Source organism: Rossellomorea sp. NPDC071047 (assembly GCF_050270195.1).
Classification (GTDB): Bacteria; Bacillota; Bacilli; order Bacillales; family Bacillaceae_B; genus Rossellomorea.
In genome coordinates, this window is the sequence record NZ_JBNNJT010000005.1 from 65,720 (window position 1) to 78,960 (window position 13,241).

Annotated in this window: 12 protein-coding genes; 8 read left to right on the forward strand and 4 right to left on the reverse strand. The window is 42.4% G+C overall.

Translation table 11 applies throughout. The features are described from left to right. The first annotated feature begins 198 nt into the window (after positions 1-198). Both ACQKFO_RS16950 and ACQKFO_RS16955 read left to right on the forward strand, forming a co-directional pair. Positions 199-1,611 carry a SpoVR family protein gene (locus ACQKFO_RS16950; RefSeq protein WP_324747667.1) on the forward strand — a complete coding sequence of 471 codons (1,413 nt, stop codon included), beginning with the start codon at positions 199-201 and terminating at the stop codon, positions 1,609-1,611. A 666-nt stretch (positions 1,612-2,277) separates the two neighbouring features. Then, positions 2,278-2,622 (forward strand): hypothetical protein, encoded by a 345-nt coding sequence (locus ACQKFO_RS16955; RefSeq protein ID WP_427600052.1) that lies wholly within the window; start codon positions 2,278-2,280, stop codon positions 2,620-2,622. 39 nt (positions 2,623-2,661) lie between these two features. Here the strand turns inward: ACQKFO_RS16955 and ACQKFO_RS16960 are convergent, their stop codons facing one another. Then, complete coding sequence (locus ACQKFO_RS16960; protein WP_427600053.1) at positions 2,662-3,291, reverse strand: YczE/YyaS/YitT family protein; 630 nt, start codon at positions 3,289-3,291, stop codon at positions 2,662-2,664. Positions 3,292-3,556: 265 nt separating this feature from the next. Between ACQKFO_RS16960 and ACQKFO_RS16965 the strand changes: the two genes are divergently transcribed. Then, positions 3,557-5,161 (forward strand): SLC13 family permease, encoded by a 1,605-nt coding sequence (locus ACQKFO_RS16965; RefSeq protein ID WP_427600054.1) that lies wholly within the window; start codon positions 3,557-3,559, stop codon positions 5,159-5,161. Between the two features lie 43 nt (positions 5,162-5,204). Here the strand turns inward: ACQKFO_RS16965 and ACQKFO_RS16970 are convergent, their stop codons facing one another. The 3 genes from ACQKFO_RS16970 to ACQKFO_RS16980 form a co-directional block, all read right to left on the reverse strand. Beyond that, positions 5,205-5,981: a 3-hydroxybutyrate dehydrogenase gene (locus ACQKFO_RS16970; RefSeq protein ID WP_427600055.1), complete on the reverse strand. Its 777-nt coding sequence runs from the start codon at positions 5,979-5,981 to the stop codon at positions 5,205-5,207. A gap of 18 nt (positions 5,982-5,999) precedes the next feature. After that, the gene (locus tag ACQKFO_RS16975) at positions 6,000-7,286 is read right to left on the reverse strand and encodes a GntP family permease (RefSeq protein WP_427600056.1); all 1,287 of its coding nucleotides are present in this window, start codon (positions 7,284-7,286) and stop codon (positions 6,000-6,002) included. Positions 7,287-7,459: 173 nt separating this feature from the next. After that, positions 7,460-8,755, reverse strand: a complete 1,296-nt coding sequence (locus ACQKFO_RS16980; RefSeq protein WP_427600298.1) for a hemolysin family protein — start codon at positions 8,753-8,755, stop codon at positions 7,460-7,462. A gap of 287 nt (positions 8,756-9,042) precedes the next feature. On the opposite strand from ACQKFO_RS16980, the gene ACQKFO_RS16985 reads away from it, so the two are divergent. The 5 genes from ACQKFO_RS16985 (at position 9,043) to ACQKFO_RS17005 (ending at position 13,202) form a co-directional block, all read left to right on the forward strand. Next, a complete protein-coding gene (locus tag ACQKFO_RS16985) occupies positions 9,043-9,372 on the forward strand; it encodes a hypothetical protein (RefSeq protein WP_149155038.1) in 330 nt (109 codons plus the stop codon). A gap of 176 nt (positions 9,373-9,548) precedes the next feature. Next, entirely contained in the window at positions 9,549-9,920 is a 372-nt protein-coding gene (locus tag ACQKFO_RS16990) for an ArsR/SmtB family transcription factor (protein WP_427600057.1), read from the forward strand. Further along, positions 9,910-12,021: a heavy metal translocating P-type ATPase gene (locus ACQKFO_RS16995; protein ID WP_427600058.1), complete on the forward strand. Its 2,112-nt coding sequence runs from the start codon at positions 9,910-9,912 to the stop codon at positions 12,019-12,021. The genes ACQKFO_RS16990 and ACQKFO_RS16995 overlap by 11 nt, the downstream gene beginning before the upstream one ends. A gap of 10 nt (positions 12,022-12,031) precedes the next feature. After that, positions 12,032-12,925 (forward strand): cation diffusion facilitator family transporter, encoded by an 894-nt coding sequence (locus ACQKFO_RS17000; protein ID WP_427600059.1) that lies wholly within the window; start codon positions 12,032-12,034, stop codon positions 12,923-12,925. 91 nt (positions 12,926-13,016) lie between these two features. Next, the gene (locus ACQKFO_RS17005) at positions 13,017-13,202 is read left to right on the forward strand and encodes a Fur-regulated basic protein FbpA (RefSeq protein ID WP_181778105.1); all 186 of its coding nucleotides are present in this window, start codon (positions 13,017-13,019) and stop codon (positions 13,200-13,202) included. Positions 13,203-13,241: the final 39 nt, after the last annotated feature.

The following is a 13,241-nucleotide window of genomic DNA, read 5'->3' on the forward strand; positions in this document are numbered from 1 at the left end:
CTCCGCTTTTCTTTATGTCCAGCTCCGGCGGGTAGTCCCTCGAGGTCATAAGCTAAATCGACCAAAAAGGCAAAATGCGCCTTTCCGGTCGATTCATCTTATGCTTGTCGGGCCTGCCCAACCCGCCTTCGCTTTTCTTTTCATCAAATCCCTTTTCTCTTCATACATTTAGATAAGAGTATAAAGAGGGGGATGGCGATGAATTTAGAGGAACAAAGGCAGTTACAAAATGCGATAGGGGAAATTACTGAGATTGCAGCCGGGTTTGGTCTTGATTTTTATCCGATGCGTTATGAGATTTGTCCTGCTGAAATTATTTATACATTCGGTGCTTATGGGATGCCGACCCGATTTTCTCACTGGAGTTTTGGGAAACAATTTCATAAGATGAAGCTTCAATATGATTTGGGTTTAAGTAAAATATACGAGCTCGTGATTAACTCGGATCCTTGTTATGCGTTTTTATTGGATTCGAATTCGCTTATTCAGAATAAGTTGATTGTTGCCCATGTGTTGGCCCATTGTGATTTCTTTAAGAATAATGTGCGATTCCAGAATACGAAGCGGGATATGGTGGAAAGTATGGCGGCTACGGCAGAGCGGGTGCGAAGATATGAGATCGAGCATGGGAAGCAGGAGGTTGAAAACTTTCTTGATGCGGTGCTTGCCGTGGATGAGCATATTGACCCGTCATTGATGCGTCCGAAGCTGTCCTGGACGATGGATGATGTCGAATGGGTTGAGGAAGAAGTGTCTCATGCGACTCCTTATGATGATTTGTGGTCGCTGGATGAAAAACCTAAGAGCAGGGAAAAGAAGAAAGTGAAGAAGAAGTTCCCGCCACAGCCGGAAAAGGATATTCTTCTTTTTATTGAGCAGTACAGCAGGGAGTTGTCTGACTGGCAGCGGGACATACTGACGATGATGAGGGAAGAGATGTTGTATTTCTGGCCGCAGCTTGAAACGAAAATCATGAATGAAGGCTGGGCTTCGTATTGGCATCAGCGCATCATACGTGAAATGGATTTGACGAGTGGAGAGTCCATTGAATTTGCCAAACTGAATGCAGGTGTTGTACAGCCTTCCCGTACGCAGATCAATCCATATTATTTAGGATTGAAGATTTTTGAAGATATTGAAGATCGCTTCGACAACCCTACGGATGAAATGAAAAAGCGTGGGGTGAAACCAAATTCAGGCCGTGAAAAAATGTTTGAGGTTCGTGAGATTGAATCAGACATTTCCTTCTTACGTAACTATTTAACGAAAGATCTTGTCACGAGAGAAGATATGTATTTATTCCAGAAGCAAGGGAAGGACTACAAAATCGTCGATAAAGAATGGACTCATGTACGGGACCAGCTGGTGGGGATGAGGGTCAATGGAGGGTTCCCATACATCACCGTGAATGATGGGGATTATATGAAGAGCGGGGAGCTTTATCTGAAGCACTGGTTCGAAGACGTGGAACTCGATATTAAGTATTTGGAAAAGGTTTTACCTTATCTGCATCAGCTTTGGGGAAGACCGGTCCATATCGAAACGCATGTGGAGAACCGTGATATGTTATTTACGTATGATGGGCGAAGCGTGCAACGAAAATATTTGTAAATGGGCAGAGCCGTTCCAGATGAAATCCTGGAACGGCTGTTTTTTTTAGGCTCTATTCGTAAAGTTTGTGGCTATTGTAGAGGAAAAAGTAATAGTTGATTTCCGCTCCAGGATGCTCGCTTTCCGCGGGGCTGGCGGTGAGCCTCCTCGGCTGCGCCTCCGGGGTCTCACCTGTCCAGCTATTCCCGCAGGAGTCGATCATCCTGCAGCGAGAATCAACTTTCTGAGCATGAATCCTTAATGGAAAACAATAAAAACAAGAATTTTAGCAAACCATCTCATTTAAGGTAAGTAGAGATTGATCTTCCTTTTAAGAAAAAGAATATTTTTTCTCGTTACATTGTTTTCTTGGACACCTTGAAGCTCTGTCATGAAAATCCTATTAAAGATGGTGAGGGGAACTGCGCAGACTCCTGCGGAAGTACGGTCGTGCCGAGACCCCGGAAGCGAAGCTGAGGAGGCTCGGCCGAACGTCCGAGGAAAGCGGAGCAGTTCCCCTCACCATCCAGCATAAACCTGGTTGACAGAGCCCTGGCAGATTCTATTTTAGAAAATAACAATCTTTGCGAAAAGAGCCTTTTTTAAAAAGCTAAAGGGGTTCTAAATAGATGGACTGGCTTATACGATAAAAAGAGAGATTATTTTAAACTTTAGGAGGAGACGGGAATGGCAGATGTTGAAGTCTTTATCGGTGATTTAACGGACCAGACATTTCATTATGAAGGAGGGGACTGGAATCATAATTACCCGAAAAGGATCAGTCCGTTTTTTCCGAAAGGGTACGAACTCTTTTTCTCACTATTGGATGGCATTTACTATAAAAAAATAGAAGGCAGGCAAACGGATTGGGGAAGTCATACGTGTTTGATGTACCCGGATGAAATGTTGTCGGTCTTGGAGGATTACTATAAGCGGGATATGGATAATGAACAGGTGCAGCAACTATTTCAGTTTATAAAGCAATTAAATCCCCATCAACAATACGGCTTAGTGGCATGCGAGATGTCATAACGTAGAAAAGGACAAACTGCCTCAGGCATTTTGTCCTTTTTACATACTTACATTATTTCGACTAGTGAAACGGGTATTGAGTCTATCTGTGAAAAATAAAAAGGATTTTTGAAAGATGGGACTTTGAATAAACGTATAAATAAAAGTAAAAACGAAGACTGGACCGGAAAGAAGCAGTCCGATCAGTAATACGGCACACTCACACATGATCCGGACTCTGCTGATTGAAAGATTCGTTAAATCTGAAATGGTAAGCATAAACCCGTCCCGAGGACCTGTGCCAAGGTGTGCCGCTGAATACAATCCCCCGCCAACCCCCATTAAAATAACCGCTGATAACAGAATCAGGATATCTGCGACTATGTTCGTTTGAGGAGGCAGCAGGTCGTAAAATAGAAAGAAGTCGACCAACATGCCAACCATCACACCGTTAAGAATCGTCCCGATACGAACATACTTCCCTTTCAAGACCAGGGTGCCTGCAATCAAGGTGGCACCGACAATTATATTCCACGTGCCAATCGTTAAGCCGAACTTATCAAATAAGGCAATGTTTAATACATCCCATGGATGGATCCCTAAGTATTGCACGTTGATGGACATACTGATTCCATAGCTGAAAATAAGTAACCCTATTACGAAATAGCTTATTTGCCAATAGATTTTCATAGTGTCTCCTTTGAAATAACAGTCATTACTCTATAACAATATTTTACAACGAAAAGGTTTATGAAGATATGGTTTGTTTTCTGTTTAGTAGAGAGAGGATGAAGGTCCTTCTAGAGATGTACATCCTTTGAAGGAGAAAACAAAAGGAGAGTAGGAATAAAGGAGTGAATATTCAGATATTTACATTATTTGAAGGGGTTGTATTTGACAGCGCTTTCGATGGTCGATAGAGTTTTAGTAAGACGAGTAATGGGGGAATGAATAGATGCTAACTGTGAAAAACGCATGGGGGACACTTTGGAAATGGCACGGAGATGTGATGGACACTTTGCAATTTTTCACTTCAGGAAGTACGCCTGCTGCTTCTCGCACGGGGGATACAAATCTTGTTCCGGAGCCTAATGCAAATCCAAGACAGAAAATCGGTTTTTTCCTAGGACCCTTACTGTTTATTCTTATCATGTTATTTTTTTCGCCTGATGGTTTATCTAAAGAGGCTGTTTCTGTCCTTGCAGGTACAACATGGATAGCAGTATGGTGGATAACAGAAGCGATACCTATCCCGGCAACTGCTTTGTTGCCGATCATTTTGTTTCCGCTTACGGGAGCTCTTCAATCCGGGGATGTCACGTCTGCCTATGGTGATAGTACGATTTTTCTTTTTATGGGTGGGTTCATCATTGCGATTGCGATGGAAAAGTGGAACTTACATAAGCGGATTGCCATGAATATCATTTTGTTGATTGGTACTGGCACTGAGAGAATCGTCCTTGGATTTATGCTGGCTACTGGTTTTTTATCTATGTGGATCTCGAATACGGCAACGGCTATGATGATGCTTCCGATTGGAACAGCCGTGATTTATCAAGTTAATGAAAGTTTAAAAAAGGAGGGGGCCAATAGAACGGGGCACTTCAGTAAAGTGATCATGCTGGGGATTGCCTATAGTGCATCGATCGGAGGCTTGGGAACGTTGATCGGAACGCCTCCAAACACGATATTTGCTACAGTAGTGAAACAGTTGTACGGTATTGATTTCTCGTTTGCGAAGTGGATGCTTTTTGGTGTTCCACTTGCCGCTATTCTCTTATTTGTTACATGGTGGTATTTAATTAAGGTGGCTTTTCCATTAAAGATTAAAGAACTGCCTGGGGGAAGGGAGATTGTGGAGAAAGAGAACCGGTCTCTTGGTCGCATTTCATTTGAAGAAAAGCTTGTTCTTACGGTCTTTGTCACTACAGCCCTATGCTGGATCACTCGATCGTTTCTATTGAATCAATGGGTTCCGTCACTGGATGACACAATCATAGCCATCACAGGAGCACTCGTTTTATTTCTTCTACCAGGAAGAAAAGAATCGCGATTGATCAATTGGAACGATGCGAAGAAACTTCCATGGGGGATCCTGCTCTTATTCGGTGGAGGTCTTGCCATTGCCAAGGGTTTCAAAGAGACTGGGTTGGCAGAGTGGATTGGACAGCAACTAACGATTCTTGAAGGGATATCCTTCATTATTATTCTTCTTGCAGTGACGGCCTTCGTTATTTTCTTAACGGAAATTACGTCCAATACGGCGACAGCCACGATGATGTTCCCGATAATGGCTGCCCTTGCAGCTGCCTTGAATATTCACCCATATAGTTTGATGGTGGCGGCGGGCCTAGCTGCTTCATGTGCTTTCATGCTGCCGGTGGCTACGCCTCCGAATGCTGTCGTATTCGGATCAGGTTATATCAAAATGGGAGACATGGTCAAGGCGGGGATATGGTTGAATCTGATTAGTATCTTATTTATTACACTTTTGATTTATTTTTTCATGCCACTCGTATGGGGAATCGATTTAGGTGTATTACCTGAAAATATGAACTAAAGAAAAATCGGATCAGTTCCTTGATCCGATTTTTCTGTGCGTATTATTGAGCAGTATATCCCCCATCTAAAACGACGGCCTGACCAGTTACACCTTTTGCTTTGTCACTGGATAGGAAAATGGTGTAGTCTGCTATTTCTTCTACTGATAATAATCTTTTTTGTGGAACAAGAGGGTAAATGACATCCTCCAATACTTTTTCAAGCTCTACACCACGAGTTGTTGAAATATCCTTTAATTGGTTACGGACAAGGGGGGTATCCACGTATCCGGGGCATAGGGCATTGACGGTAATCCCATGCTCGGCACCTTCTAAAGCCGATACCTTTGTCAGACCAATGACACCATGCTTGGCGCTGTTGTATGCCGCTTTACCGGCAAAACCAATCAGTCCATTAATGGATGCCATATTAATGATGCGACCGAATTTTTGCTTCTTCATATGAGGGAAAACAAATTTTGTTGCGATAAATGGAGCGGTCAGCATAATTTTGATCAGAAGCTCAAACTTTTCAATAGGGAATTCTTCAATTGGAGCTACGTGTTGAATACCTGCGTTATTGATTAACACGTCTATGCGGCCATAGTGCTCAACTGTTTTATCAATTCCCGCTTTCACTTCTTTTTCACTGGTAACATCACATTTAATGCCCAGGCAATCGAATCCTCTGTCTTTCAGTTCTTCTACCGCTTCATCCAACCCTTCTTGATTGATGTCTGAGAGAACCACTTTCGCACCATTTTGAGCAAAGTGTTCTCCGATTTCAAAACCAATTCCCCTTGCAGCACCTGTAATGAATACAACTTTTTCATTGACCATCTTCTTTTCCTCCTCTAATTAATAAATTCCCATATTGGCCAGGATGATTGAAACGATTTCTGCAATCGTAGGAATAAGCAACCCGACAACAGCTACATCCAAGTACGAATCTTTATGTGTTAGCCCTGTTACGGCAAATAAGGTCAGGAGTGCACCATTATGAGGCAGAATCGATGCCCCTGATGAAATGGATGCAATTCTATGGAAAGCTTCTGCACTGATACCACTCGTTTGAGACAACTCATAATATTTATCCCCCAAAGCCTCAAGGGCAATCCCCATTCCTCCTGAAGCGGATCCAGTAATAGCTGCAAGAGTTTGAACAGCTATTGCTTCAGATATGACGGGGTTACCTTTAATGCCTAGAATAAGCTTCGTTAACGTCTTGAAACCGGGTGCGGCTGTGACAACTGCTCCGAAACCAACTGCTGCACTTGTGTTAATTACTGCCATGACTGAGCCCTTTGCTCCGCCATTGACAGCAGGGATGAATTTTTTATAATGTTTGAAGTTAATTAATAATATCGAAAGTATTCCAACAAGCAGAGCGGTCAGAATGTTCCACTTAAAAACATTCAGTGTAACGACGACAATGACAAGGGGAAGAAATGATAAGTAGAAGTTAGGAAGCTCAGATTCTTTAATTTCCTTTACATCGTTCCCACCCTTAGGTTCGGTAAACGTATCTCCTTTACTTGTAAATTGTTTTTGACGCCATCTTAAATAAAAATACCCTCCAGCCGCCATTATTAATCCGCCGACGATACCGATGATCGGAGCGGCAGTGGGGGAGGTTTTAAAATAATCGATTGGAATCAAGTTTTGAATCTGTGGTGTACCCGGGATGGCTGTCATTGTAAAGGTGAAAGCCCCCAATACGAAAGTCGGCGGCAACAGTTTTCGTGTGATATCCGCTTCTCTGAACATGGCAATAGCCAGTGGATATATCGCAAATACAACAACGAATAAGCTCACACCGCCATATGTTAAAACCGCAGCAGCGATCAGGACGCCCAGAATAGCTCTGTCTTTACCGATAATGTTCGTAATTTTGTATGCGACGGATTGTGCTGCTCCCACGTCTTCCATCAATTTTCCGAAAATGGCTCCGAACAGGAATACAGGAAACCATTCTTTAGCAAAATCCACAAATCCAGTCATATAAGTTTCCGTATAGGCAGGAAGCAGGTCGAGACCACTCATTAGTGCCACTAAGCCTGCAACCAGGGGAGCGATCCAAATGATTGACCAGCCTAAATAAGCCAAGACCATAAGCAGGATTAATCCAACAATGATGCTAGTCATAACTCACCTCTCATAAATGTTTGTAGTTATTTTTCCATTAATGAAAGGATTTATTCCATAGTGAAATGTGTTTCTGGCTGGAGTCGAATTTGCATACCGGCTTTCCGGATGCTGCATTCACTAAGAGAAAAAGAACGAGCCATTAATCGGACTCGTTCTTTTCATCATGGCTGCTATGCCATTTTCGAAACCTCTAAATATTGAATGTGATGGCCATCGATTTCTTTCACTCTAAAGCAATAGCCTTGTTCCTCGATCTTGTCATTCAGTTTAACTTCGTATTTCTGAGTCAGGAACCAGCCTCCTATCGTGTCGACCTCATCCTCTTCAATGGAGATGCCGAGAAGGTCATTCACATCTTCAATGAGCATGACGGCGTCAAAGATATAATGATCTTCTTTTACCTTCTGCACTTCAGGTATTTCATCGATATCAAACTCGTCCCTTATTTCCCCGACAATTTCTTCGATGATGTCCTCAACCGTGACAAGACCGGCAGTCCCACCGTATTCATCCAGGAGTACGGCCATCGGCGACCGTTCTTTCTGAAGTTTGACGAGTAACGCTTGAATAGGGATGGTTTCAATGACACGGATCACAGGCTTGATAAAGGAAGTTAAGTCTTCATGTTCTTCTTTGTGGTTCACGAGTGTTGTCAGCAGTTCCTTCACATTCACAATACCGAGGATATTATCTTTATCGCCTTCTACAACAGGATATCTCGTATAGCGTTCCTCTTTTATGATGGTGAGTACTTCATCAATGGTGGAATCTGAGGATAGAGTCACGATATTCGTTCTCGGAACCATGATTTCTTTTGCGATTCGTTCGTCGAATTCAAAAATTTTGTTTACGTACTTGAATTCGGATGAATTGATTTCCCCACTTTTGTAGCTGTCGGAAAGAATGATCCTAAGCTCTTCCTCGGAATGGGCAATTTCATGTTCAGAAGCGGGTTTTAATCCGAATAACCCGGTGAACACCCGGGCAGAGCCGTTTAGTGCCCATATGAACGGATAAGCGAGTCGATAAAACCATATCAATGGCCTTGCAAATAGAAGAGTGACTTTCTCTGCTTTTTGAATGGCGAAGGTTTTCGGTGCCAATTCTCCAATCACCACATGCAAAAAGGTAATGACGGAAAATGCGAGTCCAAATGAAATGATACTTGTAATGGAGGCATTTAAATCAAGCTCCTCAAACACCGGATGAAGCAACGTCTCGATGGTCGGTTCACCTAACCAACCGAGTCCGAGGGCTGTGATGGTAATGCCTAATTGACAGGCAGAAAGGTATTCGTCCAAATGGGAGATGACTCTTTTAGCAGCAATGGCCGTTTGATTTCCTTCAGATACCAGCTGATCGATACGAGAGCTCCTTACCTTGACGATGGCAAACTCTGATGCGACGAAGAAAGCCGTCAGCGCAATTAAAACAGCAACGAGAAATAAATTAAGTAGAATGTCCAATGAGCAAAAGCTGTAGAAAGGGAGTAAATCGAAGGCCCCTTCTAAAGCTTCAAACACCTCCTGAATAGAAAAGTCATGGTTCCGTAAAAAATGAAGCAAGATAGCACTTGAAATCCGGTTGCAATGAGTATATCCTTTTAAAAGTATCACATTCTTATCCGTATCCAAAGTTCGTTGCAATGTGCAGGTCATTCGGTTATTGTTAGAAATAACAATTTTCATCATAGAGAATAGAAATAGACAAAACAAGGATACGAATCAATGGATAGTTGGAAAGGAGAACGATTATGGCAGACGTGTTTAACCAAGGATTTGTTGTAGCCCTTATCATTGCCTTTTCGGTTTATGTCATCTTAAGAGGAATAGCTATTTTCTTTGGCAAAGCAGGGAAAGGCTATCTGGAAAATATTCAATCCCAAACTGGACGATTATATCTGCAATTAATAGGTGGCTACTATATATTATCAGGCGTACTTGGCCTGCTTATTCCCCGATTAGACTGGAAAACGGAAGAGATATACTTTGCAATTGCCATCTTTGCGATATCATCTGTTGTTTTCTGGGTAACATTGGATCTCTTTATGAAACGTGATCGGAAAAAGCTTCAACAAAATTAATATATTTTTTTTCATTAGCTCTGGATATAAGCCAGGGCTTTTTTTGTGCCCGGAATTCGTCTAATCAGTCAATTCATTCCTGAAATCTCTTCACATTCAAAAGAATGTTTGAACATTATCAGCATTTCTTCTATACTATATTCAAAAGAGTATTTGAATGTTAGAGGAGTGACGAGATGAAAGAGACGGATATATGTGAAGTAGCGTGTGTGGAAGATGAGAAGGTCAATCGCTTAAAATCAATGGTTTTATCACACAATACCTCTAAGGTAGCTGAAATCTTTAAAGCACTTTCTGATCAAACAAGAGCGAAAATTGCTTATGCACTTACGATCGAAGAAGAACTATGTGTATGCGATGTGGCAAATATTGTTGATGCTTCAACAGCGACCGCATCCCATCATTTGCGTCTATTAAAAAAGCAGGGGTTAGCCAAGTTCAGAAAAAAAGGCAAGCTCGTTTATTATTCCTTAGACGACCATCATGTGAAACAGTTAATTGAAATTGCGTTGACGCATCAAGTGGAGGTGGAGGAACGTGACTGGTAAAACCGCCCATAAGCAAACCTACCGGGTCGAAGGATTTACGTGTGCGGGTTGCGCGGCCAAGTTCGAGAAGAACGTTCAGCATCTCGATGGAGTGGTAGATGCAAAAGTGAACTTTGGAGCAGCGAAGATTACCGTTTACGGAGAATCTACGAAGGAATCGGTGGAAAAAGCAGGAGCATTTGAAGGGCTTCGCTTAACAGAAGACGGAATAAGAAAACAAGAGGAAGAAAAAGAACCTTTTTACAAGAAATATAAGCATTTACTTTTATCAGTTTTCTTTATCCTTCTTGCTTATTCCATTCCATTTACTGAAATCGATAACAATCAAATCCTTTCTACTCTTTCATTTGCAACTGCCATTGTTGTAGGAGGATTTCGCTTATTTCAAACAGGATTCAAAAACTTACTCAAATTAGAGTTCGATATGAGAACCCTAATGACGATTGCAATAATCGGTGCAGCATTTATCGGTGAGTGGGGTGAGGGAGCCATTGTCGTTCTCCTGTTCGCCATCAGTGAAGTGCTGGAGTCTTACTCCATGGATAAGGCCCGTGAGTCGATTCGTTCACTAATGGATATTGCACCACAACAAGCCCTCATCATCCGGAATGGAAAAGAGCTGCTTATTGATGCAGAGGAGATTGAGGTAGGTGACATGATGATCGTGAAGCCTGGTCAGAAGATTGCCATGGATGGTGATATTGTTGAGGGCTCGTCTTTTGTCAATCAGGCGGCGATCACAGGAGAGTCGGTCCCTGTGGAAAAGCTTCATGGTGATGCTGTATTTGCAGGAACGTTAAACGAAGAAGGGTACTTAAAGGTTAAGGTAACGAAGCGTATTGAAGACACGACTCTCGCCAAAATTATTCATTTAGTTGAGGAAGCTCAGGGAGAGAGGGCACCTTCCCAAGCTTTTGTGGATGTATTCGCTAAATATTATACACCGATTATTATGGGTATTGCTTTACTTGTGGCTATTATTCCACCGTTGCTTTTTGGAGGGGAATGGTCGACATGGGTCTATCAGGGGCTATCTGTCTTAGTGGTGGGGTGTCCATGTGCCCTGGTCATTTCCACTCCGGTGGCGATTGTAACCGCGATAGGAAACGCTGCGAAAAATGGCATTCTCATAAAAGGCGGGGTGTATTTAGAAGAATTAGGAAGATTAAAGGCCATCGCCTTTGACAAAACTGGTACACTCACAAAAGGAACACCCGAAGTGACTGATGTCATCCTAATAGGTAACGCAGAGGAAGAAGAATTGTGGATGAAGATGGCTGCACTTGAACTTCACTCCCAGCATCCACTTGCTCACGCTTTTCTGAAAAAAGCGAAAGCGCTGAACATTGAGTATCGGGATTGTGAAGTGATTGAGTTCCAATCCCATACAGGTAAAGGAATCAGTGGGCGAATTGGTGAGGATAGATACTTCCTTGGAACGGAAAGCCTTTTTGCTAATCCCCCTTCTACAGAAATTGAAAGCCTTCAAAGAGAAGGGAAAACGGTCATGGTGTTCGGAATTGCTGATAATCCATTAGCTCTTGTAGCCGTGGCCGATGAAGTGCGGGAAACAAGTCGCGAAATCATCGACAGCCTTCATCATTTGGGTATCGAGCAAACGGTGATGCTGACAGGAGATCATGAAAATACGGCCAGGTCGATTGGAAGAAAAATAGGTGTCAAAGAAATCAAAGCCGGCCTGCTGCCACAAGATAAATTAGACTTTGTCAAGCGCTATATGAACAAGTATGGAAAAGTTGCAATGGTAGGGGATGGCATTAATGACGCCCCTGCACTGGCAACCTCAAATGTAGGAATTGCCATGGGCGGGGCAGGAACCGATACAGCACTCGAAACGGCAGATATCGCGTTAATGAACGATGACCTTACAAAACTGCCATATATCATCCGTTTAAGTCGAAAAACGCTTACCATCATTAAACAGAATATCTCGTTTGCCATTGGGATCAAGCTTCTTGCATTATTACTTGTAATCCCCGGCTGGCTTACGTTATGGATCGCAATCTTTGCCGATATGGGAGCAACATTACTCGTTACGTTGAATGGTCTCAGGTTATTAAGAGTAAGAGACAGGAAGTGAGGGATGTCATGTGGGTCACGACCACAGCCATGGACACAATCAGAATAAAAAAGCATTATTAATCAGTTTCCTATTTATTTTTACCTTTATGATTGTAGAAGTCATAGGTGGAATCGTCACAAATAGTCTTGCTCTTCTCTCTGATGCGGGGCATATGCTTAGTGATGCAGCCGCCATAGGTCTTAGTTTGGCAGCTTTTTATATAGGTGAGAAGGCGTCGGATAAAGGGAAGACGTATGGGTACAAGAGATTTGAAATACTGGCTGCGTTTATTAATGGCATCACGTTGATTTTCGTTTCCCTCTATATTTTCTGGGAAGCGTATCATCGTTTCATAGATACTCCCATGGTTTCACCAGGTATGATCGTGATCGCCAGCATAGGTCTGGTTGTAAACATTATTGTCGCATGGATTTTAATGAGAGGCGATACGGAGCATAACTTGAATGTCCGGAGTGCATTTCTCCATGTGCTTGGTGATATGTTGGGGTCAGTAGGGGCCATCGCAGCCGGACTCTTGATTTATTTCTTTAATTGGAACTTGGCGGATCCTATTGCATCTGTTATTGTGGCGATTCTTATCGTGATATCCGGATGGAGAGTCACGAAAGATTCTGTACACATCTTGATGGAAGGCTCGCCAGCGAACATAGATACCGACAAAGTGAAAATGGGTATGGCCGAAATTACGGGAGTCATTGAAGTCCATGACCTTCATGTGTGGTGCATCACTTCGGAATTCACAGCCCTGAGCTGTCATGTAGTGGTGGAAAAAGAAGTGGATAGAGATATGATTCTATTAAAGGTATCCAAATTTCTTGAAGAGGAATTTGATATTCATCACTCTACCATTCAAGTTGAAGGGAAAAGTGTCACAGAGGGCCACCATCACATTTGTACGTAACAGCTCTCGCTTTCTCCTAATATTACCAATGTATAAGAAGATGTTTAGTTCCCTCCTGATGTGGGGTATATCCTCAACTGGAGGGATGAACATGTTACATCAAGAAAATAAATCACAGCAACAAAAGACACCCGAATTTAAAAAAGACTTCTACATTCAACAATTATTAAGGATTGGCGTATATAAGTATTTTGGAAAGCAGCTTTATGAGCTCTCGATGAATGAACTACAAGATGTCTATCTGGAATATTATGTTGGTGGAGATATAGCTCAATAAAAAAAGACGAACCTTTTACAAGAAAAGGATCGTCTTTTT

What these genes read in the sequence shown, in the direction of transcription:
- ACQKFO_RS16950 (WP_324747667.1), top strand. Translation starts at nt 199, where the DNA reads ATGAATTTAGAGGAACAAAGGCAGTTACAAAATGCGATAGGGGAAATT.
- ACQKFO_RS16955 (WP_427600052.1), top strand. Translation starts at nt 2,278, where the DNA reads ATGGCAGATGTTGAAGTCTTTATCGGTGATTTAACGGACCAGACATTT.
- ACQKFO_RS16960 (WP_427600053.1), bottom strand. Translation starts at nt 3,291, where the DNA reads ATGAAAATCTATTGGCAAATAAGCTATTTCGTAATAGGGTTACTTATT.
- ACQKFO_RS16965 (WP_427600054.1), top strand. Translation starts at nt 3,557, where the DNA reads ATGCTAACTGTGAAAAACGCATGGGGGACACTTTGGAAATGGCACGGA.
- ACQKFO_RS16970 (WP_427600055.1), bottom strand. Translation starts at nt 5,981, where the DNA reads ATGGTCAATGAAAAAGTTGTATTCATTACAGGTGCTGCAAGGGGAATT.
- ACQKFO_RS16975 (WP_427600056.1), bottom strand. Translation starts at nt 7,286, where the DNA reads ATGACTAGCATCATTGTTGGATTAATCCTGCTTATGGTCTTGGCTTAT.
- ACQKFO_RS16985 (WP_149155038.1), top strand. Translation starts at nt 9,043, where the DNA reads ATGGCAGACGTGTTTAACCAAGGATTTGTTGTAGCCCTTATCATTGCC.
- ACQKFO_RS16990 (WP_427600057.1), top strand. Translation starts at nt 9,549, where the DNA reads ATGAAAGAGACGGATATATGTGAAGTAGCGTGTGTGGAAGATGAGAAG.
- ACQKFO_RS17005 (WP_181778105.1), top strand. Translation starts at nt 13,017, where the DNA reads ATGTTACATCAAGAAAATAAATCACAGCAACAAAAGACACCCGAATTT.